36 protein-coding genes are annotated in these 24722 nt (G+C 60.7%); 4 read left to right on the top strand and 32 right to left on the bottom strand.

Annotation, left to right across the window (positions count from 1 at the left end; all coding sequences use genetic code 11):
- Positions 1 to 83 precede the first annotated feature (83 nt).
- Positions 84 to 404 (bottom strand): iron donor protein CyaY, encoded by a 321-nt coding sequence (cyaY, locus tag OKW30_RS20035; RefSeq protein ID WP_090802140.1) that lies wholly within the window; start codon positions 402 to 404, stop codon positions 84 to 86.
- A gap of 35 nt (positions 405 to 439) precedes the next feature.
- On the opposite strand from cyaY, the gene lptM reads away from it, so the two are divergent.
- Both lptM and lysA read left to right on the top strand, forming a co-directional pair.
- Entirely contained in the window at positions 440 to 784 is a 345-nt protein-coding gene (gene lptM / locus OKW30_RS20030; RefSeq protein WP_184070668.1) for an LPS translocon maturation chaperone LptM, read from the top strand.
- A 9-nt stretch (positions 785 to 793) separates the two neighbouring features.
- The gene (lysA, locus tag OKW30_RS20025) at positions 794 to 2056 is read left to right on the top strand and encodes a diaminopimelate decarboxylase (RefSeq protein WP_429347425.1); all 1263 of its coding nucleotides are present in this window, start codon (positions 794 to 796) and stop codon (positions 2054 to 2056) included.
- Between the two features lie 111 nt (positions 2057 to 2167).
- On the opposite strand, the gene msrQ is transcribed toward lysA, so the two are convergent.
- From msrQ to OKW30_RS20000, 5 genes are all read right to left on the bottom strand, one after another.
- The gene (msrQ, locus tag OKW30_RS20020; RefSeq protein WP_429347424.1) at positions 2168 to 2869 is read right to left on the bottom strand and encodes a protein-methionine-sulfoxide reductase heme-binding subunit MsrQ; all 702 of its coding nucleotides are present in this window, start codon (positions 2867 to 2869) and stop codon (positions 2168 to 2170) included.
- Positions 2870 to 2879: 10 nt separating this feature from the next.
- On the bottom strand, positions 2880 to 3875 hold the full coding sequence (msrP, locus tag OKW30_RS20015) for a protein-methionine-sulfoxide reductase catalytic subunit MsrP (RefSeq protein WP_184070675.1): 996 nt from the start codon (positions 3873 to 3875) through the stop codon (positions 2880 to 2882).
- A 206-nt stretch (positions 3876 to 4081) separates the two neighbouring features.
- Positions 4082 to 5293 carry a c-type cytochrome biogenesis protein CcsB gene (gene ccsB / locus OKW30_RS20010; RefSeq protein WP_090802147.1) on the bottom strand — a complete coding sequence of 404 codons (1212 nt, stop codon included), beginning with the start codon at positions 5291 to 5293 and terminating at the stop codon, positions 4082 to 4084.
- Positions 5294 to 5297: 4 nt separating this feature from the next.
- A complete protein-coding gene (locus OKW30_RS20005; RefSeq protein ID WP_429347423.1) occupies positions 5298 to 7508 on the bottom strand; it encodes a cytochrome c biogenesis protein ResB in 2211 nt (736 codons plus the stop codon).
- A gap of 118 nt (positions 7509 to 7626) precedes the next feature.
- Positions 7627 to 8280 carry a c-type cytochrome gene (locus OKW30_RS20000; RefSeq protein ID WP_429347422.1) on the bottom strand — a complete coding sequence of 218 codons (654 nt, stop codon included), beginning with the start codon at positions 8278 to 8280 and terminating at the stop codon, positions 7627 to 7629.
- 220 nt (positions 8281 to 8500) lie between these two features.
- Here OKW30_RS20000 and yihA point away from each other — a divergent pair, with 220 nt between their 5' ends.
- Positions 8501 to 9163: a ribosome biogenesis GTP-binding protein YihA/YsxC gene (yihA, locus tag OKW30_RS19995; RefSeq protein WP_184070682.1), complete on the top strand. Its 663-nt coding sequence runs from the start codon at positions 8501 to 8503 to the stop codon at positions 9161 to 9163.
- 278 nt (positions 9164 to 9441) lie between these two features.
- Positions 9442 to 10440 carry a porphobilinogen synthase gene (gene hemB, locus OKW30_RS19990; protein ID WP_429347421.1) on the top strand — a complete coding sequence of 333 codons (999 nt, stop codon included), beginning with the start codon at positions 9442 to 9444 and terminating at the stop codon, positions 10438 to 10440.
- A gap of 123 nt (positions 10441 to 10563) precedes the next feature.
- Here the strand turns inward: hemB and dsbD are convergent, their stop codons facing one another.
- From dsbD to rpsS, 26 genes are all read right to left on the bottom strand, one after another.
- Entirely contained in the window at positions 10564 to 12444 is a 1881-nt protein-coding gene (gene dsbD / locus OKW30_RS19985) for a protein-disulfide reductase DsbD (protein ID WP_429347420.1), read from the bottom strand.
- Positions 12437 to 12763, bottom strand: a complete 327-nt coding sequence (gene cutA, locus OKW30_RS19980; protein WP_184070687.1) for a divalent-cation tolerance protein CutA — start codon at positions 12761 to 12763, stop codon at positions 12437 to 12439. Before cutA ends, dsbD begins: the two co-directional genes overlap by 8 nt.
- A gap of 189 nt (positions 12764 to 12952) precedes the next feature.
- Entirely contained in the window at positions 12953 to 13345 is a 393-nt protein-coding gene (gene rplQ, locus OKW30_RS19975; RefSeq protein ID WP_013090750.1) for a 50S ribosomal protein L17, read from the bottom strand.
- 195 nt (positions 13346 to 13540) lie between these two features.
- Positions 13541 to 14518: a DNA-directed RNA polymerase subunit alpha gene (locus OKW30_RS19970; RefSeq protein ID WP_007730697.1), complete on the bottom strand. Its 978-nt coding sequence runs from the start codon at positions 14516 to 14518 to the stop codon at positions 13541 to 13543.
- A gap of 124 nt (positions 14519 to 14642) precedes the next feature.
- Complete coding sequence (rpsD, locus tag OKW30_RS19965; protein WP_013090752.1) at positions 14643 to 15266, bottom strand: 30S ribosomal protein S4; 624 nt, start codon at positions 15264 to 15266, stop codon at positions 14643 to 14645.
- Between the two features lie 147 nt (positions 15267 to 15413).
- Positions 15414 to 15818, bottom strand: coding sequence for a 30S ribosomal protein S11 (gene rpsK, locus OKW30_RS19960; protein ID WP_006052224.1), 405 nt, complete (start codon positions 15816 to 15818; stop codon positions 15414 to 15416).
- A gap of 28 nt (positions 15819 to 15846) precedes the next feature.
- Positions 15847 to 16212: a 30S ribosomal protein S13 gene (gene rpsM, locus OKW30_RS19955; protein WP_013589830.1), complete on the bottom strand. Its 366-nt coding sequence runs from the start codon at positions 16210 to 16212 to the stop codon at positions 15847 to 15849.
- 41 nt (positions 16213 to 16253) lie between these two features.
- On the bottom strand, positions 16254 to 16370 hold the full coding sequence (gene rpmJ, locus OKW30_RS19950) for a 50S ribosomal protein L36 (protein WP_004199844.1): 117 nt from the start codon (positions 16368 to 16370) through the stop codon (positions 16254 to 16256).
- A gap of 20 nt (positions 16371 to 16390) precedes the next feature.
- On the bottom strand, positions 16391 to 16609 hold the full coding sequence (gene infA / locus OKW30_RS19945; RefSeq protein ID WP_004521905.1) for a translation initiation factor IF-1: 219 nt from the start codon (positions 16607 to 16609) through the stop codon (positions 16391 to 16393).
- An 8-nt stretch (positions 16610 to 16617) separates the two neighbouring features.
- On the bottom strand, positions 16618 to 17964 hold the full coding sequence (secY, locus tag OKW30_RS19940; protein WP_013090753.1) for a preprotein translocase subunit SecY: 1347 nt from the start codon (positions 17962 to 17964) through the stop codon (positions 16618 to 16620).
- 46 nt (positions 17965 to 18010) lie between these two features.
- Positions 18011 to 18445: a 50S ribosomal protein L15 gene (rplO, locus tag OKW30_RS19935; RefSeq protein ID WP_018420156.1), complete on the bottom strand. Its 435-nt coding sequence runs from the start codon at positions 18443 to 18445 to the stop codon at positions 18011 to 18013.
- A gap of 29 nt (positions 18446 to 18474) precedes the next feature.
- Positions 18475 to 18657, bottom strand: coding sequence for a 50S ribosomal protein L30 (rpmD, locus tag OKW30_RS19930; RefSeq protein WP_008923335.1), 183 nt, complete (start codon positions 18655 to 18657; stop codon positions 18475 to 18477).
- 11 nt (positions 18658 to 18668) lie between these two features.
- Positions 18669 to 19187 (bottom strand): 30S ribosomal protein S5, encoded by a 519-nt coding sequence (rpsE, locus tag OKW30_RS19925; RefSeq protein WP_075303262.1) that lies wholly within the window; start codon positions 19185 to 19187, stop codon positions 18669 to 18671.
- 14 nt (positions 19188 to 19201) lie between these two features.
- On the bottom strand, positions 19202 to 19567 hold the full coding sequence (gene rplR / locus OKW30_RS19920) for a 50S ribosomal protein L18 (protein ID WP_008923336.1): 366 nt from the start codon (positions 19565 to 19567) through the stop codon (positions 19202 to 19204).
- A gap of 12 nt (positions 19568 to 19579) precedes the next feature.
- Positions 19580 to 20110, bottom strand: coding sequence for a 50S ribosomal protein L6 (gene rplF, locus OKW30_RS19915; RefSeq protein WP_018420154.1), 531 nt, complete (start codon positions 20108 to 20110; stop codon positions 19580 to 19582).
- An 18-nt stretch (positions 20111 to 20128) separates the two neighbouring features.
- The gene (gene rpsH, locus OKW30_RS19910; protein WP_006052216.1) at positions 20129 to 20524 is read right to left on the bottom strand and encodes a 30S ribosomal protein S8; all 396 of its coding nucleotides are present in this window, start codon (positions 20522 to 20524) and stop codon (positions 20129 to 20131) included.
- Positions 20525 to 20538: 14 nt separating this feature from the next.
- A complete protein-coding gene (rpsN, locus tag OKW30_RS19905) occupies positions 20539 to 20844 on the bottom strand; it encodes a 30S ribosomal protein S14 (RefSeq protein WP_090802162.1) in 306 nt (101 codons plus the stop codon).
- Between the two features lie 7 nt (positions 20845 to 20851).
- A complete protein-coding gene (rplE, locus tag OKW30_RS19900) occupies positions 20852 to 21391 on the bottom strand; it encodes a 50S ribosomal protein L5 (RefSeq protein ID WP_090802163.1) in 540 nt (179 codons plus the stop codon).
- A gap of 16 nt (positions 21392 to 21407) precedes the next feature.
- Complete coding sequence (gene rplX / locus OKW30_RS19895) at positions 21408 to 21716, bottom strand: 50S ribosomal protein L24 (protein ID WP_184035555.1); 309 nt, start codon at positions 21714 to 21716, stop codon at positions 21408 to 21410.
- Between the two features lie 9 nt (positions 21717 to 21725).
- Positions 21726 to 22094: a 50S ribosomal protein L14 gene (gene rplN, locus OKW30_RS19890; RefSeq protein ID WP_006998478.1), complete on the bottom strand. Its 369-nt coding sequence runs from the start codon at positions 22092 to 22094 to the stop codon at positions 21726 to 21728.
- 290 nt (positions 22095 to 22384) lie between these two features.
- Positions 22385 to 22657, bottom strand: coding sequence for a 30S ribosomal protein S17 (gene rpsQ, locus OKW30_RS19885; RefSeq protein WP_184052225.1), 273 nt, complete (start codon positions 22655 to 22657; stop codon positions 22385 to 22387).
- Entirely contained in the window at positions 22654 to 22848 is a 195-nt protein-coding gene (rpmC, locus tag OKW30_RS19880; RefSeq protein WP_007180130.1) for a 50S ribosomal protein L29, read from the bottom strand. Before rpmC ends, rpsQ begins: the two co-directional genes overlap by 4 nt.
- Before the next feature lie 10 nt (positions 22849 to 22858).
- The gene (gene rplP / locus OKW30_RS19875; protein ID WP_008923342.1) at positions 22859 to 23275 is read right to left on the bottom strand and encodes a 50S ribosomal protein L16; all 417 of its coding nucleotides are present in this window, start codon (positions 23273 to 23275) and stop codon (positions 22859 to 22861) included.
- Between the two features lie 2 nt (positions 23276 to 23277).
- The gene (gene rpsC / locus OKW30_RS19870; RefSeq protein ID WP_012434570.1) at positions 23278 to 24084 is read right to left on the bottom strand and encodes a 30S ribosomal protein S3; all 807 of its coding nucleotides are present in this window, start codon (positions 24082 to 24084) and stop codon (positions 23278 to 23280) included.
- 11 nt (positions 24085 to 24095) lie between these two features.
- Positions 24096 to 24425, bottom strand: a complete 330-nt coding sequence (gene rplV, locus OKW30_RS19865; protein ID WP_004199272.1) for a 50S ribosomal protein L22 — start codon at positions 24423 to 24425, stop codon at positions 24096 to 24098.
- A 12-nt stretch (positions 24426 to 24437) separates the two neighbouring features.
- On the bottom strand, positions 24438 to 24713 hold the full coding sequence (gene rpsS / locus OKW30_RS19860) for a 30S ribosomal protein S19 (protein WP_006998484.1): 276 nt from the start codon (positions 24711 to 24713) through the stop codon (positions 24438 to 24440).
- Positions 24714 to 24722 lie beyond the last annotated feature (9 nt).

Below are 24722 nucleotides of genomic sequence, written 5' to 3'. Positions count from 1 at the left end.
TGTCCCGCTAGAAATGAAAAAACCGCCGCGTTCGTTACGCGGCGGTTTTGTTTTGAGAGCGTCTCGCGCTCATTACACCGCGCTCATAGCGCGGCGATCCGCACCGGCTCGCCAGCCTGCTGCGTCGCATACTGCGACAGCGCCGCGAAAAACTCCGCGCCGCTGCGCGTGTCGCGCCATTCACCGTCGACGAAACGGAAGTGGAAACCGCCGGCCTTCGCCGCGATCCAGATCTCGCTCATCGGCGGCTGAAGGTTGACGATGATCTTCGTGCGGTTCTCGAATTCGAGCGTCAAAACGTTGCCGCTGCGCTCGAGCTCGATGTCGGCGTCGATGTCGTCGAGCGCGCTCTCGATGGCGGCCAGCACGGCTTCCGCACGGGTCAGGTAATCACTATCGGACATGCTAAACTCCATCGATTATTCATTCAGGGACAGTCATGCGAGTCGTAACTCGGATGCGCGCGGCAGCGCCCGGCCGCGCGATTGTAGCGGTTTTAGTCATTCTCGCAGGTTGTGCGCTTACCGGCTGCGGCCAACGCGGCTCACTCTATCTGCCGACCGTACCGCCGATGCCTGCCCCGCCGGCTCACCGCACGCAAACGCCATCGACCGATCGAACGCAACCGGCTAGCGGCAGCGCGGCCGACACGGGTTCGATCCCGGACACCTCGGGCACGCCGCTCACGCTCGCCCCCGAAGACCAGCTCGCGGCGCCGCCCGCTTCGGCGGCATCGGCTCCCCCAGTGCCGCTGCCCGCCTCTGCCGTCCCTTCCGTTCAATAAGACTTTCGCATGACTCGATCCGCATTTGACTACGTCGACGGCGTATTGCACGCCGAAGGCGTGTCCGCCGTTTCTCTCGCCGAGCAGTTCGGCACGCCGCTCTACGTCTATTCGCGCGCCGCGCTCACCGCTGCCTGGAACGCCTATGCGGGCGCCTGCGCGGGGCGTCGCGCGAGCGTGCACGTGGCCGTCAAGGCCAACAGCAATCTCGCGGTGCTGAACGTGTTCGCGCGCCTCGGCGCGGGCTTCGACATCGTGTCGGGCGGCGAGCTCGCGCGCGTGCTCGCGGCCGGCGGCAAAGCGCAAAACACCGTGTTTTCGGGCGTTGGCAAGCAGGCAAGCGAAATGCGCGACGCGCTCGCGGCGGGCGTCAAATGCTTCAACGTCGAATCGATTCCCGAACTCGCCCGCCTCAACGCGGTGGCGGGCGAGATGGGCAAGAAAGCGCCGGTGTCGCTGCGCGTGAATCCCGATGTCGATGCGAAAACGCATCCGTACATTTCCACCGGACTCAAGACCAACAAGTTCGGCGTCGCGTTCGAAGATGCGCGTGCCACCTACCGGGCGGCCGCGGCGATGTCGAATCTCGAGGTGATCGGCATCGACTGCCATATTGGCTCGCAGATCACCGAAGTCGCGCCCTATCTCGACGCGATCGACAAGGTGCTGGAACTCGTCGAGCAGATCGAGCAGGACGGCGTGTCGATTCGCCATATCGACGTCGGCGGCGGTCTGGGCATCACCTACGACGACGAAACGCCGCCGGAAATCGGTGAGTTCGTGCGCACGGTGCTCGATCGCATCGAAGCGCGCGGCCACGCTCACCGCGAAGTCTATTTCGAGCCGGGCCGCTCGCTGGTCGGCAATGCGGGCGTGCTGCTCACACGTCTCGAGTTTCTGAAGCCGGGCGAGGACAAGAACTTCGCGATCGTCGACGCGGCGATGACCGATCTCGCGCGCCCCGCGATGTACGACGCCTATCATGCCATCGAGCCGGTCGTGAAGCGCGACGTCCCCGCGCATGTGTACGACGTGGTCGGCCCGGTCTGCGAAAGCGGCGACTGGCTCGGCCGCGAGCGGCTGCTCGCGGTCGAACCCGGCGATCTGCTCGCGATCCGCTCGGCCGGCGCGTACGGCTTCGTGATGAGCTCGAACTACAACACCCGTGCGCGCGCCGCCGAGGTGATGGTGGATGGTACACAGGCGCATGTAGTTCGCGCGCGCGAAGAGGTCAAGCAGCTGTTTGCGGATGAAACGATACTGCCGGCGTAAACGTCAGTACCTGCGACAGAGCGCGAAGGTCGAGCGCAGCAACGAAAATGGCGATGCCACGGTGGCATCGCCATTTTTATTTGAAACAGCGTGACGCCAATAAACTCGCCATCATCGTCGGCGCGTTCCCATCCTCCGCTCACGTATCCACACCACCAGCCGCCATCCCAGCAACGCGATCATCACCGCGCCGTAGATCTTCGGCAGCAGCAGGTCGTGCTTGCCCGCCTTCATCCACCAGAAATGCAGGATCGCGAGCACGCCGATCGCATAGATCGCGCGATGCAGCGTCTGCCAGCGACGTCCGAGCTTGCGCACCATCGCGCGCGGCGACGTGACCGCGAGCGCGATCAGCAGCACGAACGCGGTGAAGCCCACCGTGATGAACGGCCGCTTGCCGATGTCCTTCAGAATCTCCGCAACATCGAACCACTTGTCGAACCACAGGTACGTGGTGAAATGCAGCGTCGCGTAGAAGAACGTGTAGAGCCCGAGCATGCGGCGGAAACGCACGAACGCGGCGACGCCGGTCAGACGGCGTAGCGGCGTCACCGCGAGCGTGATGCACAGGAACACGAGCGTCCACAGGCCGGTCGAGCGCGTGATGAATTCAATCGGATTCGCGCCGAGCCGGTCGGTCAGGCCGAACAGCACGAGGCGCGCGAGAGGATAGAGCGCCGCGATGAAGACTGCGACTTTGGTGGGCACGACCCAGCGCGCGCCGCCGGTGGAACGCGGCTTCACCGCCGACGCCGACGACGTCCGCCGCGTCGCAGGATCGGTGCGGGTGACAGTTTGCGTATCGGAAACCATCGCGCTCGCCCTAGAAGTTCTTCTTCAGGTCCATGCCCTGATAGAGCGACGCGACCTGATCGCCGTAACCGTTGAACATCAGCGTCTTGCGTTTCGGCGTGAAAAAGCCGTCTTCGCCGATGCGCCGTTCAGTGGCTTGACTCCAGCGCGGATGATCGACATTCGGATTCACGTTCGAATAAAACCCATATTCGTTCGACGCGTACGTGTTCCAGCTCGTCGGCGGCTGCTTCTCGACGAAGCGGATTTTCACGAGCGACTTCGCGCTCTTGAAGCCGTACTTCCACGGCACCACGACGCGCACCGGCGCGCCGTTCTGATTCGGCAGTACCTGGCCATAGAGGCCCATCGTCAGTAGCGTCAGCGGATGCATCGCCTCGTCCATCCGCAGGCCTTCGGAGTACGGCCAATCGAGTATGGGTGCCGACAACCCTGGCATCTGCGACGGATCGGCGAGCGTGATGAACTGCACATACTTTGCATTGCCGCTCGGTTCGACGCGTTTGATCAGCTCCGACAGCGAGACGCCGATCCACGGCACCACGATCGACCAACCTTCGACGCAGCGATGCCGGTACACACGCTCCTCGAGCGGCGCGAGCTTCAGCAGATCGTCGATGTCGTACACCTTCGGATTCTTGATCTCGCCCTCGACGCTCACCTTCCACGGATGCGGCCGCAACGTGCCCGCGCGCTGCGAGGGGTCGGATTTATCGGTGCCGAACTCGTAGAAATTGTTGTAGGTTGTGATGTCCTTGTACGGCGTGATCTTGTCGAGCGCGACGAACCTGGTGTTGGTTTTCGCCGCGAGCTTCTGCGCCTTCGGATCGGGCGACGAGTAGGTCGCGAGCGCCTCGCCGCTCACGCCGATCAGGCTGCCGAGCGCCATCGCGCCCGCCGCCTGCAGGATGCGTCGCCGGTTTTCGAACACGTGCCGCGGCGCGATTTCGCTGCGCGCGATGTCATCGCCGGTCAGTTGAATTCTGTCGCTTCGCTTGATCCACATCGTGCTGCTCCTTGCCGGCCCGCCGCGTCGCGCGCGTTGCGGAGCCTTATTGATGATCGCCCCTTTGGGGGCGTCTGTCATCCATGGGTAGTTGCTCAGGTGCTCGACTGGCGAACACCGGGGAGCAACGAATATTCCATCGGCCATAAAAAAACCGCCGGTGCGAAAGCACGCGGCGGTTCTTAGTCGGTTCAGCGCGGCGGATCTTACAGCTTGCCGTAGCTATGCAAGCCCGACAGGAACATGTTCACGCCGAGGAACGCGAAGCTCGTGACCAGCAGCCCGGTCAGCGCCCACCACGCGGCGAGCGCGCCGCGCAGGCCCTTCATCATACGCATGTGCAGCCAGGCCGCGTAGTTCAGCCACACGATCAGCGCCCACGTCTCCTTCGGGTCCCAGCTCCAGTAGCCGCCCCAGGCTTGGGCGGCCCACAGCGCGCCGAGAATCGTCGCGATCGTGAAGAACGCGAAGCCGACCGCGATCGACTTGTACATCACGTCGTCGAGCACGTCGAGCGCCGGCAGACGATCCGCGAGCACGCCGCGTTCCTTCGCCAGATATGCGACGCCGACCATCGCCGACAGCGCGAAGCTGCCATAGCCGATGAAGTTCGCCGGCACGTGAATCTTCATCCACCAGCTTTGCAGCGCCGGCACGAGCGGCTGGATCTGCTGCGCGTCGCGCGCGACCGAGTACCACATCAGGAAGCCGACGGCTGCGCTGATCACGAGCAACACGAACGCGCCGAGCGCGCGCGTGTTGTAGTGCTGCTCGTAGTACAGATAGAACAGCGCGGTGATCAGGCTGAACAGCACGAACACTTCATAGAGGTTCGAAATCGGAATATGGCCGACGTCCGCGCCGATCAGATACGACTCGTACCAGCGCACCATCATGCCGACGAAGCCCATCAGCACCGCCGCCCACGTCATCTTCGAGCCGATCGCGGCGCCGGTCGGCGAGCGCGACAGCAGCGCGATCCAGTAGAACCCGGTCGCGAATACGAAGAGCGCGCTCATCCACAGGATCGCGGACTGGCTCGACAGGAAATACTTGAGGAAGAAAGCGTTGTCGGCGCGGCTCAGATCGCCGTGGTAGATCTGGATTGCGAGCAGCGACAGCGCGGCGATTCCCACCATCAGCGGACGCACCGGCTTCCAGCGCCAGCCGAGCACGACGAAAACCGGCACCGAGCACATCAGCACCAGTTTGTCGTAGTAGTTCATGAACGGGTAATAGCGCGACAGCGCGAACCCGGCGCCCCCGACGAGCGCGAGCGCGAACAGCCAGTCGACGATACCCAGGCGTTTCAGGAACGGCCGTTCGTCGAAGTTCGGGAGTTCGGGCGTGCTGCTCGCAAACGCCTTGTCGGCGCGTGAAGCAGAAGAAGATGAGGAGGAAACCTGAGTCAAGTCCATGATCTTACCGGGTCGAATCCTGTGAGCTTGCCGACGCAGCGGCGGCCTGACCGGCCGGGCTGGCATCGGCTGCTTCGATGAGTTTCGCGCCCAGTGCGGCGCTCACGGCGGCCCGCGTCTGGACGAACTCTTTCTCGAAGTCTAGCGTCTTACGCGCGCTCGACATCGCCATTACGACGCTCGTGCCGTGGTCCGTGTCCTTGAGCCAGAACCACAGACGCCGTTCGCGAACGTAGAACATCGAGAAGATGCCCAATACGAGAAGCAGGCTGCCAAGATACACGACTTTTTTGCCCGGCGCGCGCGTCAACTGAAATACCGAAGCTTGCACCTGCTTGAATGAGTCAAGCTGCAAATAGACCGGCGATCCATACAGAAAGCTGTCGGAAATCGCATTAAGCGAGCTCTGGATGAAGCGGCTCGTGTCCGCATCGGCCGGCGCGGCGGGCTCGCCGAGCCGCTGGCGCGACAGTTGCCACAAGTCCCACGTCACGCCTTCGAGCATGCGAAGCAGCAGGCCCGCGGCCTTTTCCTGCTCGCCCTTCGGTACCGAGCGGTCGATAAACCCAGCGACCGCCTGGAAGCCGCCGAGCGTTTCGCCACTCGGCATCTTCATGCTGCTGTCGGCGCCCGCAAAAAGGGTCAGGACGCGCAAGGCGCTTTCCTCCAGATGTTGCTGCAACTCCGCATTTGAAACCGGCACCGAACGCTGCGCGAATTGATGAGCGGCGATGGCCCGTTGGTTCGGGTCTTCCAGCGTGGCGCGCAGATTCATCCATTCCTTGAGCGTTCCGCCGCTATCGGCGGGAATTCGCAGATAGCGGAACGGGTCGTCGGGATTCAAGCGCATGCCGGCGAGGAACATTTTCTCGCCGTTCACGTCGACGGGCAGCATGTAGTTGTTGTATTCGCGCGCCTGGCCATCCTTGCCGCGAATCTTGTACTGCACCGACGGGCCGACGTTGTGCAGATCGAGCGGCTTCGACGTTTTCGCGCCGGAGCCGAGGCGCTCGTCGAACGCTTCCTTCAGCGAGTGCTGCGCGACAACCCCGCGCGCATCGTTCTGCCCGTTGCCGTTCGAGATGTTTTCGACGTTGATCGCGCGGAAGTCGGTGAATTCGACGCTCTGGCCATCGGCCAGCGGCGTGGCCGAGCTCAACGGCGCGCTGCCGCCGATCGTGCCGCCAAACGGCGCGGGCTTAGCACTCGGGCCGGACATCGGGAAGGCAGTCATCTGCATCTGCGAGCCGCCGTCCTGGAAGCTCGATTGATAAATCGACACGCCGTCGTATTCGAACGGCTTGTTGACCTCGACGCGCGCCGGCACGCGCGCGCCGGTCTTGTGATCGATCACGACGATGTCGCTCGCGAACAGCTTCGGCATGCCGGTCGAGTAGTAATCGACGATGAACTTGTTGAGCTCGATCGAAAACGGCAGGTCCTGGATCAGCGAACCATTGGGCTGATTCAGGATCGCGGTCGACACGTGCTGCCCTTCGGGTACCCACGCGTAGCCGCGGAACGTCGGGTTCGATTGCGACAGCCGATGCTCGGGCGAAATCTCGTTGATCACCGTGTTCGAGTTGATCGGCGACTTGTCGAGCAGCCACATTTGCAGCTTGATCGGCAGATTGCTGTCGAGCAGGCCGCCCAGGCAGATCACGACGATTGCGAGGTGCGCGAAGATGTAGCCGAACTTCGTCAGCGCGCCACGCTTCGCGGCGATCAACGTCGCGCCGTCCGACTCGCGCGTGACGAACTTGTAGCCGAGCTTCGCCGACAACCTTGCGAGCACCGCTGCCGACTGCGCGCGCGTGCCGTGCACCACGAACTCACCCTTGTGATGGAACGCGCGCAGGCTGCCTTCTCGAACCTTGTCCTTCCAGCTCTTCACGTCGGCGACCATCTTCGGCGCATTTCGGATCACGCAGAGCGACACAGACACCATCAGGAAGCCGAGAATCAGCATGAACCACCACGAGCTGTACACCGTGTAGAGGCTCAGCGCGCGGAAGATGTCCGCCCAGAACGGACCGAACTGGTTGACGTAGTTGGGATACGGATCGTCCTGCGTGAGGACGGTACCGATGATGCTGGCGATCGACAGAATGACAAGCAGCGCAATGGCGAAACGCATCGAGCTCAGGAGCTCGATGGCGCTGCGCATGACGCGATTGCCCGACTTCGACTGCAGACCCGACGTGGTGACGCTCATTCAAACTCCGACTGAACAGCAAAAAAGGGTGACGGGCTGTCGTAGCGACGACACCCTCACCCTTTTCTTGTTTTTCACCGGCCTCGCCGGGCCGGTTGGATTTGCGCGGACGAAGCGCTTAATGCAGGCCCGCGATGTAGTCGGCAACCGCTTTGATTTCGTTGTCCGACAGACGCGATGCTATCGCATGCATCGCGTCGTTGTTATTACGAGCGCCCGGACCTTGCGTGAACGCGGTCAATTGCGTCACCGAGTACTCGGCCCACTGCCCCGACAGGCGTGGATACTGGATCGGAATGCCCTGCCCCGTGGGCCCGTGACAGGCCGCGCAGGCCGGCACCCCGCGGTCGGCAATCCCACCGCGATAGATCTGCTGCCCCACCGCGACGGTCTTCTTGTTGTGCGCATAGCCTGGCTTGGGCGCCTGCGTCGAGAAGTAAGCCGCGACGTTGATCATGTCCTGATCGGAAAGCGCGGCGGCCATGCCCGCCATGATCGCATTGTTGCGCGCGGCCTGTTTGGCGCCCGGCTGCACCTTGAAATCTCTGAGCTGCTTGACGAGGTACTCAGGATGCTGGCCCGCCAGTTTCGGGTATGCGCCGCCGGCACTGTTGCCGTCTGCGCCGTGACATGACGCGCATACCTGTACCGCGATTGCCTGCCCCCGATTGATGTCCGGCTTTGCCGGATCTGCTGCTCGTGCCTGAATTGCCAAACCTGAAAGACCTGCCGTTACATGAAGCACCATCAGAGTCTTGCACAGTCGATTCATTCGCACACCCTGTCTCGTCTTGTGGGATTTTAGATGTTCTGCAAAGTACGACGACGGCGACCGAGTGACCGCCAGGAGCCGCCAAGGCACGTGGGGCGGCCTCCTAAGGTTTTCAGTAAACCATCGTATTGTACAATAACTCGCTAATCGCTTAGACGCCAGTCGGGCTTGACCCCGTTCCCGCTGCGGGCTCCGCAGCTTCTCCAATCTGGCTTCCACCATGCCCTTCCTGCTCCACGAATCCCGCTTCTATACCACCGTCAATCATCTGCGCGACCTGCCGGCCACCGCGCAGCCCGAGATCGCTTTCGCGGGACGCTCGAACGCGGGCAAATCGACCGCGATCAACGTGCTCTGCAATCAGAAGCGACTTGCATTCGCAAGTAAGACGCCTGGCCGCACGCAGCACATCAATTATTTTTCGGTTGGCAAGGCGGATGAGCCGACCGCCTATCTGGTCGACCTGCCGGGTTACGGTTATGCGGAAGTGCCGGCTGCGGCGAAGGCGCACTGGGAAGCGCTGCTGTCCACGTATCTGCAATCGCGCTCGCAACTGCGCGGCATGATCCTCATGATGGATTCGCGCCGCCCTCTGACGGATCTCGATCGGCGCATGATCGAGTGGTTCGCGCCGACCGGCAAGCCGATCCACACGCTGCTCACCAAATGCGACAAATTGACGCGCCAGGAAAGCACGAACGCGTTGCGCACCGCGCAGAAGGGACTGGCCGAATATCGGGCTGCGGGCTATCGCGGCGAACTCACCGCGCAACTGTTTTCGGCGCTCAAGCGAACGGGGCTCGATGAAGCGCATGAGCTGATCGAGAGCTGGCTGATCCCGGAGGCAGCGGGCGAAACAGGCGAAACGCCGGCCGCGGGCTGAACGCATATCAATGCAGGAATCCCGCGGCACGCGTGATATGCCTGTAAAACCGGCGTCAGAGCGCGTTTGCGGCCGCGCATAAAAAAACCCGCCGCTTGAACGGCGGGTCAAACAGCCTAATCGAAAAACGACAGGCACCCGCTCAGGGAGGAGAAGCGGGGAGGTCAGCGCTAGGCGCCTTGCTCGATCGGTATGATATACCATTGTCTCGAAAAGTTTCCGGGAGTGGAGCCAGGTGCTATTTGTCCACTCCACCTATCCACGATCTTCGATTCGATATGAGCTTCTACCCTCGCTACCGTCCGCGCCGCATGCGCCGTGACGACTTCTCGCGTCGCATGATGCGCGAAAACATCCTCACGACCAACGATCTGATTTACCCCGTGTTCATCGTCGAGGGAACCAACGTGCGGCAAGCCGTGCCGTCGATGCCGGGCGTCGAGCGTGTGTCGGTCGATCTGCTGATGGGCGTCGCCGGGCAGTGCGTCGAACTGGGCGTGCCGGTGTTGTCTCTGTTTCCCGCGATCGAGCCCTCGCTGAAAACACCCGAAGGCCGTGAAGCGGCCAACCCGGCGGGCCTGATCCCGCGCGCGGTGCGTGAGTTGAAGAAGAATTTTCCGGAGCTCGGCGTGCTCACCGACGTGGCGCTCGATCCGTATACGAGCCATGGTCAGGACGGCGTGCTCGACGAAGCCGGCTACGTGATCAACGACGAAACCGTCGAGATCCTCGTCGAGCAGGCTCGTGCGCAGGCGGAAGCCGGCGTCGACATCGTCGCGCCGTCGGACATGATGGATGGACGCATTGGTGCGATCCGCGAAATGCTCGAGAGCGAGGACCACATCCACACGCGCATCATGGCGTACGCGGCGAAGTACGCTTCGGCGTTCTACGGCCCGTTCCGCGATGCCGTCGGTTCCGCGACGAACCTCGGCAAGAGCAACAAGATGACCTACCAGATGGACCCGGCAAATTCCAACGAGGCGCTGCGCGAAGTGCAGGCCGACATCAACGAAGGCGCGGACATGGTGATGGTCAAGCCGGGCATGCCGTATCTGGACATCGTGCGTCGCGTGAAGGACGAGTTCCAGTTCCCCACCTACGTGTACCAGGTAAGCGGCGAATACGCCATGCTGAAGGCCGCCGCGCAGAATGGCTGGCTCGATCACGACAAGGTGATGATGGAATCGCTGCTCGCGTTCAAGCGTGCAGGCGCGGACGGCGTGCTGACGTATTTCGCGCTGGATGCCGCGAAGATCCTGCGTTCGCAGAAGTAAGCCAGGCGCGGTTTAGCGCGCGGCCGTCGAGAAAAAAACGGAGGCGAACCTTAGGGTTTCGCCTCCGTTTTTTTGTGCTGCCGTTTGCGAAGCGGCGGTCTTGCAACGCCCCGCGGCCTTCGATTACACCCCCGATGCACTCGCCCGATCCAGTGTGCGCAGGAATTTATCCGCCGATTCGTAGCCGACCACCCGCAACACTTCCTTGCCACCCTGATCGAAAAAAATAATCCCCGGCGGCCCGAACAGATTGAAGCGCTTGAGCAGCGCCTGGTCGTCGGTATTGTTCGCAGTGACGTCGGCGCGCAGCAGATTCATCTGCTTCAGCTTCGCCTGAACGCGCGGGTCGCTGAAGGTGAATTTCTCCATCTCCTTGCAGCTCACGCACCAGTCCGCGTAAAAATCGAGCATGGCTGGCTGCGCCGCCGTTTTGACGGCCTGGTCGAGCTGATCCGATGAACGTACCGGCGCGAACGTCAAATCGCTTTGCGGCGCCGGCGCGGCCGCGCTGGAGCCATCCTTCGCGATGCTCGCCTGATTGCCGACGCGAGCCGCGAGCACCGCCAGCGGTCGCAGCGGATCCAACGATCCCGCCGCGAGGCCAACTAGAAGCGCGGCTGCCCAAACCGCCATCACGACGCCGACCGCCCGCCCAAGCCGGTGCCATATCGAGGCGCCCGCAACCGACTTGGAAAACAGGCCGAGCGCAACCGCGGCGATCAGCAGCCAGAGGGCGCTCAACAGCATCGACGCCGCCCCGCCGAGCACCGGCCAAACAATCCACAGCGCCGCGGCCAGCAGAACGACGCCAAAGAACACTTTTACGCTGTCCATCCACTTGCCCGCGCGTGGCAGCAGTGTACCCGCGCCGAGGCCAATGATCAGCAGCGGCAGCCCGAGCCCGATGCCCATCGAGAACAGTGCCGCGCCACCGAGCACGGCGTTGCCGGTATGCGCGATGAACGCGAGCACCGCAAAAAGCGGCGCGGTCATGCAGGCGCCGACCACCAGCGCCGACAGCGCGCCCATTACGGCGACCGCGGTAAATTTGCCACCCGAGCGTCCCGCTGACGCGCTCGACATGCGATCGCGCCAGCGCGGCGGCAGTTCGAGATCCACACCGGCGATCAGCAGCAGCGCGAAAATCGTCAGAAGGCCGCCGAACGCGCCGAGCACCCACGGGTTCTGCAGCCATGCGCCGAGACTCTGCCCGACGAGTGCCGCCACGACACCCAGCACCGTGTACACGAGCGCCATCCCGACTACATACGCGAGCGACAGCGCGAAGCCACGCCTGCGCGTGACGCGCGCTCCCTCACCGACGATGATCGCCGACAGAATCGGAATCATCGGATACGAGCACGGCAGCAAGCTCAGAATGGCGCCGGCAACGAAATAAAGCCCGACGATCGCAAAAAAACCGCCACGCTGCAGCAGCGACTGCGCGTAATCGGCGCTGGTGGCGCGTTCGTACCAAGGTTCGTCGTCAGTGGCGGCGGATTGTTGCGCGGTTGGGGTCGCCGCCCCGCTGCCAGCCAGCTGCAGCGCCTCGCTGCTCACGTGGTACACGCGCTCCATCGGGGGGTAGCAGATGCCCGCGTCGGCACAGCCTTGCGACGTCACCGCAAGATCGAACGGTCCGGCAGCCTGCTTGACCGGAATACGAATCGTCAGCTCGTTGCGATACGTCTCGACATTCTTGTTGAATGTCTGATCGAACTTCACATGACCGCCTGGCAGTTCAGGCTCGCCAAGCGTCGCCGTGCCGTTGCGGGTCGCGAACGCGAAGCGCTCGCGGTACATGTAGTAGCCGTCCGCAATCTTGTAGGTGACGACGACTTGGCCGGGGGCCTCGGTCGCGCTGAACCGGAACGCGACGGACGGGTCGAGGAAGTCGTCCGCGGCGCGCGCGAGCGTGGCGACTTGCGCGAGGAACACGCAGCCGAGCAGAAAGAATGCGGTGCGCAGCGCAGCGCGCGCGCGCCGGTCGAGACCGTTAAACATGAACAGGGCGTTGGGTTTCAGCAGTGATCCACTGGCCGTAGGCGGCGGAGGCCATCGCTTGCCATGAGAGGATTTCCGGCGTGCCGTAGGGATGGTGAGCCTGAATGTATTGCTCCAGTTCGAGCGCGCGAGCGGCGCTGGTCTTGAACAGCAGCTGGATTTCCTGCGCGGTTTCGATCGCGCCCTGCCAGTGATAGCTCGACTGCACGCTGCCTAGCTGGGTGACGCACGCGCAAAGGCGAGCGGCGAGCGCGTCGGCTGCGAGCTTTTGAGCGCCGGCCGCATCCGGCACCGTTGTCAGCACCAAGGTCACATTCACACCAAGCTCCGGCGGCGCAGGATTTCGATCCCGATATCGTATCACCTGGCCCTGTCGCCCTGCAGGGCGCCACGCGGTGCGGCCGCGACATTTGGTCACTGCGAAGCGGCTTTCGCTATCAATGAAAAATCCGCCGCAGAAAACAAAAAAGCCAGGCGATGCGCCTGGCTTTTTGTCGAAGCAGAAAGCTTACTCAGCTTCTTGCACTTCCGTTTCTTCAACTTCCGGACGGTCGAGCAGTTCGACCAGTGCCATCGGCGCATTGTCACCAACGCGGAAGCCGAACTTCAGCACGCGCAGGTAGCCGCCCGGACGGTTTGCGTAGCGCGGGCCGAGCACGTCGAACAGCTTCGTGACCGAGTCACGATCGCGCAGGCGGTTGAACGCCAGACGACGGTTTGCGAGCGACGGCTTCTTGCCGAGCGTGATCAGCGGCTCGACGACTTTACGAAGTTCCTTGGCCTTCGGCAGCGTGGTCTTGATGACTTCGTGCTCGATCAGCGAGTTGGACATGTTACGGAGCATTGCCAAACGGTGGCTGCTCGTGCGGTTCAGTTTCCGCAGACCATGACGGTGACGCATGTTAATTCCTTCAGTTCAAAGTTTTGGTCCAGCTCTTCTATCGCACTCGTTCTGCAGCATCGACTACAAACAGTGAGCGCACGGGCCGGTAGTGACAAAAGACAAGACGCGGATTTTAAAGGAAAATCCGCGCCTTTGCCAGTACAGTACAGTACAGCGGTGCAATTCGCGGTCACACCCGACCGAGTTGTCCGCTTACTTGTCGAGACCAGCCGGCGGCCAGTTTTCGAGCTTCATGCCGAGCGTCAGCCCACGCGATGCCAGAACTTCCTTGATCTCGTTCAGCGACTTGCGACCCAGATTCGGAGTCTTGAGCAGTTCGTTCTCGGTACGCTGGATCAGGTCGCCGATGTAGTAGATGTTCTCGGCCTTCAGGCAGTTCGCGGAACGAACCGTCAGTTCGAGATCATCGACCGGACGCAACAGGATCGGATCGATCTGCGGTGCGCGCGACGGCGCTTCCGCCGCTGCTTCGGTACCTTCCAGCGCCGCGAACACCGACAACTGATCGACCAGAATGCGCGCCGATTGTCGGATCGCTTCTTCCGGCGAAATCACACCGTTGGTCTCGATGTTCATCACGAGCTTGTCGAGGTCGGTGCGCTGCTCGACGCGAGCGCTTTCGACCGCGTAGCTCACGCGACGAACCGGCGAAAACGAGGCGTCCAGCACGATCCGGCCGATGATCTTGGCCGACTCTTCACCGTAACGACGCACATTGCCCGGCACATAGCCGCGGCCCTTTTCGACCTTGATCTGCACGTCGAGCTTGCCGCCCTTCGACAGATGCGCAATCACGTGATCGGGATTGATGACTTCGCAATCGTGTGCGAGTTCGATATCGCCGGCCGTGACCACGCCTTCGCCTTCCTTCCGCAGCGTAACCGTCACTTCGTCACGATTATGCAGCTTGAAGACGACGCCCTTCAGGTTCAACAACAGGTTGACCACATCCTCTTGCACACCGTCGAGCGTCGAATACTCGTGCACGACGCCTGCAATCGTCACCTCGGTCGGGGCATAGCCCACCATCGACGACAACAGCACGCGCCGAAGCGCGTTGCCCAAGGTGTGGCCATAACCGCGTTCAAACGGCTCCATGACCACTTTCGCGTGGCTTTCGCCAAGCGATTCAACTGCAATAATCTTGGGCTTCAACAAACTGGTTTGCATAGGTTTTCCTTTTCAATACCCTCGGCTCGTTACACCGATAAGGCTGACCGGTAACAACCTGAAAATAAACAGCCGAGACGCCCCCTTGCGCAACGCAATCAGGGCGCCCCGGCCGTCAATCCGATTACCGCGAATACAATTCGACGATCAGGCTTTCGTTGATGTCGCCAGCGATGTCGCTGCGTTCCGGCTTCTGCTTGAAGGTACCTTCGAACTTCTTCGCGTCGACCGCGACCCAGCTCGGCATGCCGCCTTGCTCAGCGAGCGACAGCGCCTCAATGATGCGAGCCTGCTTGCGCTTCTGTTCGCGCACGGCGACGACGTCCCCCGCCTTCACTTGCATCGACGGGATGTTCGTCACGACGCCGTTCACCGTGATTGCCTTGTGGCCAACGAGCTGACGTGCTTCAGCACGCGTCGAGCCAAAGCCCATGCGATACACGACGTTGTCCAGACGCGATTCGAGCAGTTGCAGCAGGTTCTCACCCGTGTTGCCCTTCAGGCGGTCTGCTTCAGCGAAGTAGCGACGGAACTGGCGCTCGAGGACACCGTAGATACGCTTTACTTTTTGCTTCTCGCGCAGCTGAGTGCCATAGTCGGACGTACGTGCGCCCGAGGTACGGCCGTGCTGGCCGGGCTTGCTGTCAAGCTTGCACTTGTCAGCGAGCGAACGGCGCGCGCTCTTCAGGAAGAGGTCAGTGCCTTCACGGCGAGACAGCTTGGCCTTGGGGCCGATATAACGTGCCACGTTGATTCCTTCTGTGATTTGTCACGCGAATGCTTCCACTCGCGCTAGTCCGAACCCTTTGAGTCGAACGGTGGGCTTAGTCAATTCAATAACGCGCGCAGCCCGCCACCGCGCAAGGCGGCAACAGGCGCTCGAAATACCAGCGTCTTAGATACGACGACGCTTCGGCGGACGGCAGCCGTTGTGCGGGACCGGCGTCACGTCGGAGATCGCGGTGATCTTGATGCCAAGACCATGCAGCGCGCGCACCGCCGATTCCCGGCCAGGACCGGGGCCCTTGATCCGCACTTCGAGGTTCTTCACGCCGTATTCCATCGCCACGCGGCCAGCTGATTCAGCTGCGACCTGAGCTGCAAACGGAGTCGACTTACGCGAACCCTTGAAGCCCTGACCGCCCGACGTTGCCCAGGCAAGCGCGTTGCCTTGACGGTCGGTGATCGTGATGATGGTGTTGTTGAACGACGCGTGAACGTGAACCACGCCCTCGGCGACGTTCTTCTTGACCTTCTTGCGAACGCGTTGCGCCGCGGAGTTGTTCGAAGCCTTAGCCATTACGTTTTCCTGTAACTGTCAGTTCCGCTTACTTCTTCAGCGATTGCGCTGCACGACGCGGACCCTTGCGCGTACGGGCATTCGTACGCGTACGCTGGCCGCGCAGGGGCAGACCCTTACGATGCCGCACGCCACGATAGCAGCCGAGATCCATCAGGCGCTTGATGTTCATCGTCGTTTCACGGCGCAGATCGCCTTCAACGATGAACTTGCCGACTTCTTCACGCAGCTTTTCGAGGTCTGCGTCAGTCAGGTCTTTGACCTTCTTCGAAAATGCCACACCAGCAGCGACGCAAATGTCGCGCGAGCGCGTGCGACCGACACCGTAAATAGCCGTCAGGCCGATTTCAGTATGCTGGTGATTCGGGATGTTAACCCCTGCGATACGAGCCATTGTTTTTCCTCAAACAAAAAGCGCAAGCAAAAGCGCGGCGTTCAGCCTTGACGCTGTTTGTGGCGCGGATCAGAACTGCAAATCACGCGCACAACGCCTTTGCGCTTGATGATCTTGCAATTGCGGCAAATGCGCTTAACCGATGCCATCACTTTCATGATATTACCCTTTTTTCAAATCACTTCGCCCGGAACACGATCCGCGCACGCGACAGATCGTAAGGCGTCAATTCAACCGTCACCTTGTCGCCCGGCAAGATCCGGATGTAGTGCATCCGCATTTTGCCGGATATGTGTCCCAACACGACATGGCCGTTTTCCAGCTTCACCCTGAAGGTAGCATTAGGCAGGTTCTCGATTACTTCGCCCTGCATCTGGATAACATCGTCTTTGGCCATAAGTCCTTTCAACGCATCGGGACGCCGCCGCCTTTGAAATTAGCTTTCTTCAGCAGCGATTCATACTGTTGCGACATAACGTACGACTGCACCTGCGCCATGAAATCCATTGTGACGACGACAATGATCAGCAGCGACGTTCCACCAAAATAAAACGGCACGTTCCAGCGTAGCACCAGAAATTCAGGCAGCAGGCAAACGAACACGATGTAGATCGCACCGGCAAGCGTCAAACGCGTGAGGATGCGGTCGATATATCGCGCCGTCTGATCGCCCGGGCGGATACCTGGGACGAAAGCGCCGCTCTTTTTCAGGTTGTCGGCCGTTTCCCTGCTGTTAAACACCAGTGCAGTGTAGAAGAAGCAGAAGAAGACGATCGCCAACGCGTACAGCAACACGTACACCGGTTGACCGGGCTTCAGGGCCTCGGCAACGTTGTGCAACGTGTCTGCGAACCAGCTGGTACGCGAACCCGAACTGAACCAGTTCAGGATAGTTGCCGGGAAGAGAATGATCGACGATGCGAAGATCGGCGGAATCACGCCCGACATATTCAGCTTCAGCGGCAAATGCGAAGACTGGCCGCCGTAAATCTTGTTGCCCACCTGCCGCTTCGCATAATTCACAAGTATCTTGCGCTGGCCGCGTTCGATGAACACCACCAGATAGGTCACAGCAGCAATCAGCGCGACGACGATAATCGCCGAGATGATGCTCATCGAGCCGGTTCGCACCAGTTCAAAGAGACCACCGATTGCGTTCGGGAAACCCGCCGCAATACCGCCGAATATGATGATCGAGATACCGTTGCCAAGCCCGCGCTCCGTGATCTGCTCACCCAGCCACATCAGGAACATCGTGCCGGTCACCAGCGTCACGACCGTCGTCAAGCGGAAAACCATCCCCGGATCGATCACGAGGCCCGGCTGATTTTCCAGAGCGACGGCAATACCGAACGCCTGGAACGTCGCCAGCACAACCGTGAAGATCCGCGTGTACTGCGTAATCTTTCGCTGACCTGCCTGCCCTTCCTTTTTCAGCGCTTCGAGCTGCGGCGAAACAATCGCCAGCAACTGCATGATGATCGACGCCGAAATGTACGGCATGATCCCCAGCGCGAAAATCGTGAACCGCGAAAGTGCGCCACCCGAGAACATGTTAAACATGCCAAGGATGCCGCCCGACTGGCTTTGGAACAGTTTCGCCAGTTGGTCCGGGTCGATACCCGGCACCGGAATATGCGCGCCGATACGGTAGACGACTAGCGCCAGCAGCAGGAACACTGCTCGCCGGCGCAGATCGCCAAACTTCGCCGCGCTGCGACCGGGTTTTGCGAGACTCGGGCTGTTAGCCAAGTACCTTCTCCGATGCAAGTGCTAGTGACGGCAATTAACTTGCGCGTTACTCGGCAAAAGAGCCACCGGCTGCCTCGATAGCAGCACGTGCGCTCTTCGTCGCACCCAGACCCTTCACAACGACCTTGCGCTTGAGCTCGCCCGTTGCAATGATCTTGGCGCTACGGATCAGCTCGCCGACGAGGCCGGCTTGCTTGAGAGCCAGCAGATCGATTTCGTCGACCGGCAGCTTCTCCAGATCCGAGAGACGTACTTCACCGACGAATTCCTTCGTCAGCGAGGTGAAGCCACGCTTCGGCAGGCGACGTTGCAGCGGCATTTGACCGCCCTCAAAGCCAACCTTGTGAAAGCCGCCCGAACGCGACTTCTGACCCTTGTGACCACGGCCAGCGGTCTTGCCGAGGCCGGAGCCGATGCCGCGACCAACGCGGCGCTTTGCGTGCTTCGCGCCTTCGGCCGGCTTCAGGTTATTCAATTCCATTATCAACTCCTTGAGTCCTGGTCAGCCGCTTAGCTGATGACCTTAACGAGGTACGAAACCTTGTTGATCATGCCGCGCACAGCCGGCGTATCCTGCAACTCGCTAACCGAGTTGAGTCGGCGCAGGCCCAGGCCACGCACCGTTGCACGGTGCGATTCACGGGTGCCGATCAGGCTCTTGACGAGCTGGACCTTGACAGTTTTATCAGACATGGTGTCCACCTTTAGCCCAGAATTTCTTCGACGGACTTGCCACGCTTCGCAGCGATGTCGGCCGGCGTGGACTGCTTGCGCAGGCCATCGAGCGTCGCACGAACGAGGTTGTACGGGTTCGTCGAGCCGTGGCTCTTGGCCACAACGTTCTGCACGCCCATCACGTCGAACACGGCGCGCATCGGGCCGCCCGCGATCACGCCGGTACCGTCCTTCGCCGGAGCGAGGAGGACCGTCGATGCGCCGTGCTTACCGTGCACTTCGTGTTGCAAGGTACCGTTCTTCAAAGGCACCTTGAACATGTTGCGGCGAGCCTGTTCCATCGCCTTCTGGACAGCGACCGGCACTTCCTTCGCCTTGCCCTTGCCCATACCGACGCGGCCATCACCGTCGCCAACCACGGTCAGTGCAGCGAAGCCGAGAATACGGCCCCCCTTCACGACCTTGGTCACGCGGTTAACCGCGATCATTTTTTCACGAAGGCCGTCGTCGCGTTCGTCAGCCTGAACTTTAGCTTGCATCTTTGCCATGACGAATTCTTCCCTTAGAACTTGAGTCCGGCTTCGCGCGCCGCGTCAGCCAGCGCTTTCACGCGGCCGTGGTAACGGAAACCCGAACGGTCGAAGGCGACGGATTCGATGCCGGCAGCCTTAGCCTTTTCTGCAATGCGCTTGCCGATCAGGGTGGCAGCAGCAACGTTGCCGCCCTTTCCCGATTGATCGGCCAGTTGCGCACGCACTTCGGCTTCGAGCGTCGACGCGCTAGCGAGCACCTTGGTGCCGCACGGCGAGAACACTTGCGCATAGATGTGCGTGTTCGTGCGATGCACGGCGAGACGCGCGACCTGCAGCTCCGCGATCTTGATACGCGTCTGACGAGCGCGGCGCAGGCGAGATTGAGTCTTATCCATGATTGCGCACCCTTACTTCTTCTTCGTTTCTTTGAGGATCACAACCTCATCGGCGTAACGCACGCCCTTGCCCTTGTAGGGCTCCGGCGGACGGTAGCCGCGCACTTCTGCAGCGACTTGACCGACTTGTTGCTTGTTGATCCCCTTGATCACGATTTCGGTTTGCGACGGGGTTTCTGCCTTGACGCCAGCCGGCATCTGGTGCACCACCGGGTGCGAGAAACCCAGCGACAGGTTCAGCTTGTCGCCTTGCGCTTGTGCGCGGTAACCGACGCCAACCAGCGTCAGCTTGCGCTCGAAACCCTTCGTCACGCCGTGCACCATGTTCGCAACCAGCGCGCGCATCGTGCCCGACATCGCATTCGCCTCGCGGCTTTCATCGACCGGCTCGAACTTCAGCGTGCCGCTGTCGTTCACTACCTTCACGAGGCTGTTGGCAGCCTGCGAAATCGTACCCAGCGGACCCTTGACAGTAATGCTGTCGGCGCTCAGGGCCACTTCCGCGCCTTGCAGCGCGATTGGGCTCTTACCTACTCGAGACATGTTTCTCTCCTTTCGGCCTTAAGCGACATAGCAGATGACTTCGCCGCCAACGCCCGTTGCACGTGCCTTGCGGTCCGTCATCACGCCCTTCGGCGTCGACACGATTGCCACGCCCAGGCCATTCATGACCACGGGGATGTCGTTACGGCCGCGGTACACACGCAGACCAGGCTTCGAGACGCGTTCAATGCGCTCGATGACCGGACGGCCAGCGTAATACTTCAACACGATGTTCAATTCCGACTTCGCACCTTCGGACTTCACTGCGAAATCGTCGATATAACCTTCGTCCTTCAGGACCTGCGCAATCGCAACCTTGACTTTCGACGAGGGCATAGTCACCGAAACCTTCTCGACCATCTGCGCATTGCGGATGCGAGTCAGCATATCGGCGATAGGATCACTCATGCTCATTTATGTTTCTCCTATTACCAGCTCGCCTTGGTCAGGCCAGGGATCTCGCCGCGGAACGCGATTTCGCGAATCTTATTACGCGCCAGCCCGAATTTACGGAACGTGCCGCGCGGACGACCGGTAATTGCGCAACGGTTGCGCTTACGGGTCGGGTTAGAGTTTCGCGGCAGTTGCTGCAGTTCCAGGCGTGCTGCGTAATGCTCTTCTTCCGACTTGCTCGTATCGCCAATGATTGCCTTCAATGCTGCACGCTTGGGAGCGTACTTGGCGGCGAGGCGAGCACGCTTCTTTTCACGTTCGATCAGTGCCAGTTTAGCCACGGTAACCTCAGTTTCTGAACGGGAACTTGAAGCTGGCGAGCAGAGCCTTTGCTTCGTCGTCAGTCTTCGCAGTCGTCGTGATGCTGATGTTCAGCCCACGCAGTGCGTCGATCTTGTCGTAGTCGATTTCGGGGAAAATGATCTGCTCTTTCACACCGACGTTGTAGTTGCCGCGACCATCGAACGCCTTGCCCGACACGCCACGGAAGTCGCGCACACGGGGGAGCGCAACCGTCACGAAACGGTCCAGGAATTCGTACATTGCCTGGCCACGCAGCGTGACCATTGCACCGATCGGATAGCCCTGACGGATCTTGAAGCCAGCGATTGCCTTGCGTGCCTTCGTGATCACCGGCTTCTGGCCCGCGATCTTCGTCAGATCGCCAACGGCGTTTTCGATGATCTTCTTGTCAGCGACGGCTTCGCCAAGGCCCATGTTCAGGGTGATCTTGGTGATGCGCGGCACTTCCATCACGGACTTGTAACCGAACTTCTCGATGAGGCCGGGTACAACCTTCTCTTTGTAAAACTCTTGCAAACGAGCCATTTTTTACTCCGCAGCGTCAGGCGCTCAGTACGGCACCGGTCGTCTTCAGGAAACGGACCTTCTTGCCCCCTTCGACCTTGATGCCTACACGCGATGGCTTGCCATTCGCGTCCACCAATGCGACGTTCGAAATTTGCAGCGGCATCGTCTTGGCTTCCACGCCGCCCGTCGTACCCTTCATCGGGTTCGGCTTGACGTGCTTCTTGACGAGGTTGATGCCCTCGACAGTGACGGTCTCGCCGTGAACGGCCAGCACCACGCCACGCTTGCCCTTATCTTTGCCGGTGATGACGATAACTTCGTCACTCTTGCGAATCTTGTTCATCGCGACTCCTTACAGCACTTCAGGCGCCAGCGAAACGATCTTCATGAATCGTTCGCTACGCAACTCGCGCGTGACAGGCCCAAAAATACGGGTACCGATCGGTTCGAGCTTGGTGTTGAGCAACACAGCCGCGTTGCCGTCGAACTTAATCAGCGAGCCGTCCTGACGACGCACGCCCTTGGCGGTGCGAACCACCACGGCGTTGTAGATTTCGCCTTTCTTCACGCGCCCGCGCGGCGTTGCCTCTTTGACAGTCACCTTGATGATGTCGCCAATGCTGGCATAACGACGCTTCGAGCCGCCGAGCACCTTGATGCACATGACTTCACGTGCACCCGTGTTGTCGGCCACTTCAAGCCGAGTTTCGGTCTGGATCATGGTTTATCTTTCCCAACTTAATCCGGTCACACCACCATGGCGCTTCCCGGTCAGTCTTGGTCCCGTCAGCCGATCGGCTGCTTGGGTTAGAACAGCAGCGACGGCAAACGAAACCCGCCATCGCAATCCGGTGAATCCTTCGGTCTAGGCTGGCGCCCGAACCGCTTCCCCCACCAACTTCGCCCGCGACGGGGCTCCCACAAAGAGGGAAGACCGAGAGTATATCAAATAATCTCGGTCTTGCAAGCGAAACTTACTGCGATTTCAACTACTTCTACAGCTTTGCGACATTAGATGACGCGAGCAGCCTCGACCAGGCGAGCCACAACCCAAGCCTTCGTCTTCGAAATCGGACGAGTTTCCTGGATTTCAACGAGGTCGCCCTCGTTGTACGTGTTCGCGTCGTCATGCGCGTGGTACTTCTTCGACCGCACGACGTACTTGCCGTAGATCGGGTGCTTCACGCGGTGCTCGACCAGCACGGTAACCGTCTTGTCCATCTTGTTGCTGACGACCTTGCCGACCAGCGTCCGCTTGAGCGAGTTTTTTACGCTATCGTTCATTTCTGGTTCGCCTTCTCAGTCAGGACGGTCCGCACACGCGCGATGTCGCGACGGACCTTCTTCAGCTGGCTCGTGTTCGTGAGCTGCTGGGTCGCGAGTTGCATGCGCAGGCCAAATTGCGCCTTCAACAGGTCCGACAGCTCCTTGTTGAGCGCGGCCTGATCTTTCTGGTGAAGTTCGGAAGCCTTCATCATTTGCTCCTTAGGCGCCGAGCTGACGCACGATAAACGTCGTCTTCAGCGGCAGCTTCGCTGCAGCCAGACGGAACGCTTCGCGCGCCAGTTCTTCGGTTACGCCGTCCATTTCGTACAGCATCTTGCCCGGTTGAATCTCAGCGACGTAGTACTCCGGGTTACCCTTACCGTTACCCATACGCACTTCCGCCGGCTTGGTCGAGATCGGCTTGTCCGGGAAAATCCGGATCCAGATGCGGCCACCGCGCTTGATGTGACGCGTCATTGCACGACGCGCCGCTTCAATCTGGCGCGCGGTCAGACGGCCACGACCGACAGCCTTCAGGCCGAACTCACCGAACGACACCGCGTTGCCGCGGGTAGCAACGCCGGTGTTACGACCTTTCTGCTCTTTGCGATACTTTCTGCGTTTCGGTTGCAGCATCGTTATTCTCCAGTCTTCCCGTCGCCGCCGGCACCGCCAGCACGTCGGGGAGCGCCACGGCGTGCACCTGCCGGGCCACCACCTTCACCATCACGACGCGGACGGCGATCGCCACCCGGACGTGCGTTGCGGCGCGGACGCTTTTCTTCGGCGACTTCTTCGACCACCGGTGCGTCGTTGCGGCCGAGCGTGTCGCCCTTGTAGACCCACACCTTCACACCGATGATGCCGTACGTCGTCTTTGCTTCCGACGTTGCGTAGTCGATATCCGCACGCAGCGTATGAAGCGGCACGCGACCTTCGCGATACCATTCCGTACGGGCGATTTCGATACCGTTCAGACGGCCAGCGCTCATGATCTTGATGCCTTGAGCACCCAGACGCATCGCGTTCTGCATCGCACGCTTCATCGCGCGGCGGAACATGATCCGGCGCTCGAGCTGTTGCGTGATCGAATCAGCGATCAGTTGCGCGTCCGTTTCCGGCTTGCGGATTTCTTCGATGTTGACGTGAACCGGAACGCCCATGCGCTTTTGCAGCTCGGACTTCAGCAGTTCGATGTCTTCACCCTTCTTGCCGATCACGACACCCGGACGCGAGCTGAAAATCGTGATACGCGCGTTCTTTGCAGGACGCTCGATCACAACGCGGCCGACGGACGCGTTCTTCAGCTTCTTCTTCAGGTATTCCCGAACACCGATGTCTTCCTGCAACATCGCCGCAAAATTGTTGTTGTTCGCGTACCAACGCGAAGCCCAATTGCGGCTGACGGCCAAACGGAAGCCAGTCGGATGAATTTTCTGTCCCATCGTATGGCCCCTTAATTCCCGACCGTCACAGTGATGTGACAGGATTGCTTCTCGATGCGGTTACCGCGGCCTTTAGCGCGCGCGGTGAAACGCTTCAGCGATGCTGCCTTGTCGACGTAGATGCTCTTGATCTTGAGCTCGTCGATATCGGCGCCTTCGTTGTGCTCCGCATTCGCGATCGCCGACAGCACGACCTTTTTCACGATCCCCGCAGCCTTCTTCGGCGAGAATGTCAGAACGTTCAGCGCCTTGTCGACCGGCAAACCGCGGATCTGGTCAGCCACAAGGCGCGTTTTCTGCGCCGAGATGCGGGCACCGCGATGAATTGCTTTCACTTCCATCTTGATTGCCCCTTATTTCTTGGCCTTCTTGTCGGCCGCGTGTCCCTTGAACGTACGGGTCAGTGCGAACTCGCCAAGCTTGTGGCCGACCATGTTTTCCGTGACATACACCGGAACGTGTTGACGGCCGTTGTGAACGGCGATCGTCAGGCCGATGAAGTCCGGCAGGATCGTCGAGCGACGCGACCAGGTCTTGATCGGTTTCTTGTCACGCGATGCTGCAGCCGCCTCAACCTTCTTCAGCAAATGGGCGTCGCAGAACGGACCTTTCTTAATAGAACGTGCCATTGCCTACTC

This window comes from Paraburkholderia sp. Clong3, from assembly GCF_050436485.1.
GTDB classification, from domain to species: domain Bacteria; phylum Pseudomonadota; class Gammaproteobacteria; order Burkholderiales; family Burkholderiaceae; genus Paraburkholderia; species Paraburkholderia tuberum.
This window is presented reverse-complemented; position numbering and strand designations above follow the sequence as displayed.

Bases quoted from the DNA above. Each gene is read 5' to 3' on its own strand.
- cyaY (WP_090802140.1), bottom strand. From the start codon at position 404: ATGTCCGATAGTGATTACCTGACCCGTGCGGAAGCCGTGCTGGCCGCC.
- lptM (WP_184070668.1), top strand. From the start codon at position 440: ATGCGAGTCGTAACTCGGATGCGCGCGGCAGCGCCCGGCCGCGCGATT.
- lysA (WP_429347425.1), top strand. From the start codon at position 794: ATGACTCGATCCGCATTTGACTACGTCGACGGCGTATTGCACGCCGAA.
- msrQ (WP_429347424.1), bottom strand. From the start codon at position 2,869: ATGGTTTCCGATACGCAAACTGTCACCCGCACCGATCCTGCGACGCGG.
- msrP (WP_184070675.1), bottom strand. From the start codon at position 3,875: ATGTGGATCAAGCGAAGCGACAGAATTCAACTGACCGGCGATGACATC.
- ccsB (WP_090802147.1), bottom strand. From the start codon at position 5,293: ATGGACTTGACTCAGGTTTCCTCCTCATCTTCTTCTGCTTCACGCGCC.
- OKW30_RS20005 (WP_429347423.1), bottom strand. From the start codon at position 7,508: ATGAGCGTCACCACGTCGGGTCTGCAGTCGAAGTCGGGCAATCGCGTC.
- OKW30_RS20000 (WP_429347422.1), bottom strand. From the start codon at position 8,280: ATGAATCGACTGTGCAAGACTCTGATGGTGCTTCATGTAACGGCAGGT.
- yihA (WP_184070682.1), top strand. From the start codon at position 8,501: ATGCCCTTCCTGCTCCACGAATCCCGCTTCTATACCACCGTCAATCAT.
- hemB (WP_429347421.1), top strand. From the start codon at position 9,442: ATGAGCTTCTACCCTCGCTACCGTCCGCGCCGCATGCGCCGTGACGAC.
- dsbD (WP_429347420.1), bottom strand. From the start codon at position 12,444: ATGTTTAACGGTCTCGACCGGCGCGCGCGCGCTGCGCTGCGCACCGCA.
- rplQ (WP_013090750.1), bottom strand. From the start codon at position 13,345: ATGCGTCACCGTCATGGTCTGCGGAAACTGAACCGCACGAGCAGCCAC.
- OKW30_RS19970 (WP_007730697.1), bottom strand. From the start codon at position 14,518: ATGCAAACCAGTTTGTTGAAGCCCAAGATTATTGCAGTTGAATCGCTT.
- rpsK (WP_006052224.1), bottom strand. From the start codon at position 15,818: ATGGCTAAGGCTTCGAACAACTCCGCGGCGCAACGCGTTCGCAAGAAG.
- rpsM (WP_013589830.1), bottom strand. From the start codon at position 16,212: ATGGCTCGTATCGCAGGGGTTAACATCCCGAATCACCAGCATACTGAA.
- rpmJ (WP_004199844.1), bottom strand. From the start codon at position 16,370: ATGAAAGTGATGGCATCGGTTAAGCGCATTTGCCGCAATTGCAAGATC.
- infA (WP_004521905.1), bottom strand. From the start codon at position 16,609: ATGGCCAAAGACGATGTTATCCAGATGCAGGGCGAAGTAATCGAGAAC.
- rplO (WP_018420156.1), bottom strand. From the start codon at position 18,445: ATGGAATTGAATAACCTGAAGCCGGCCGAAGGCGCGAAGCACGCAAAG.
- rpmD (WP_008923335.1), bottom strand. From the start codon at position 18,657: ATGTCTGATAAAACTGTCAAGGTCCAGCTCGTCAAGAGCCTGATCGGC.
- rpsE (WP_075303262.1), bottom strand. From the start codon at position 19,187: ATGGCAAAGATGCAAGCTAAAGTTCAGGCTGACGAACGCGACGACGGC.
- rplR (WP_008923336.1), bottom strand. From the start codon at position 19,567: ATGGATAAGACTCAATCTCGCCTGCGCCGCGCTCGTCAGACGCGTATC.
- rplF (WP_018420154.1), bottom strand. From the start codon at position 20,110: ATGTCTCGAGTAGGTAAGAGCCCAATCGCGCTGCAAGGCGCGGAAGTG.
- rpsH (WP_006052216.1), bottom strand. From the start codon at position 20,524: ATGAGCATGAGTGATCCTATCGCCGATATGCTGACTCGCATCCGCAAT.
- rplE (WP_090802163.1), bottom strand. From the start codon at position 21,391: ATGGCTCGTTTGCAAGAGTTTTACAAAGAGAAGGTTGTACCCGGCCTC.
- rplX (WP_184035555.1), bottom strand. From the start codon at position 21,716: ATGAACAAGATTCGCAAGAGTGACGAAGTTATCGTCATCACCGGCAAA.
- rplN (WP_006998478.1), bottom strand. From the start codon at position 22,094: ATGATCCAGACCGAAACTCGGCTTGAAGTGGCCGACAACACGGGTGCA.
- rpsQ (WP_184052225.1), bottom strand. From the start codon at position 22,657: ATGAACGATAGCGTAAAAAACTCGCTCAAGCGGACGCTGGTCGGCAAG.
- rpmC (WP_007180130.1), bottom strand. From the start codon at position 22,848: ATGAAGGCTTCCGAACTTCACCAGAAAGATCAGGCCGCGCTCAACAAG.
- rplP (WP_008923342.1), bottom strand. From the start codon at position 23,275: ATGCTGCAACCGAAACGCAGAAAGTATCGCAAAGAGCAGAAAGGTCGT.
- rpsC (WP_012434570.1), bottom strand. From the start codon at position 24,084: ATGGGACAGAAAATTCATCCGACTGGCTTCCGTTTGGCCGTCAGCCGC.
- rplV (WP_004199272.1), bottom strand. From the start codon at position 24,425: ATGGAAGTGAAAGCAATTCATCGCGGTGCCCGCATCTCGGCGCAGAAA.
- rpsS (WP_006998484.1), bottom strand. From the start codon at position 24,713: ATGGCACGTTCTATTAAGAAAGGTCCGTTCTGCGACGCCCATTTGCTG.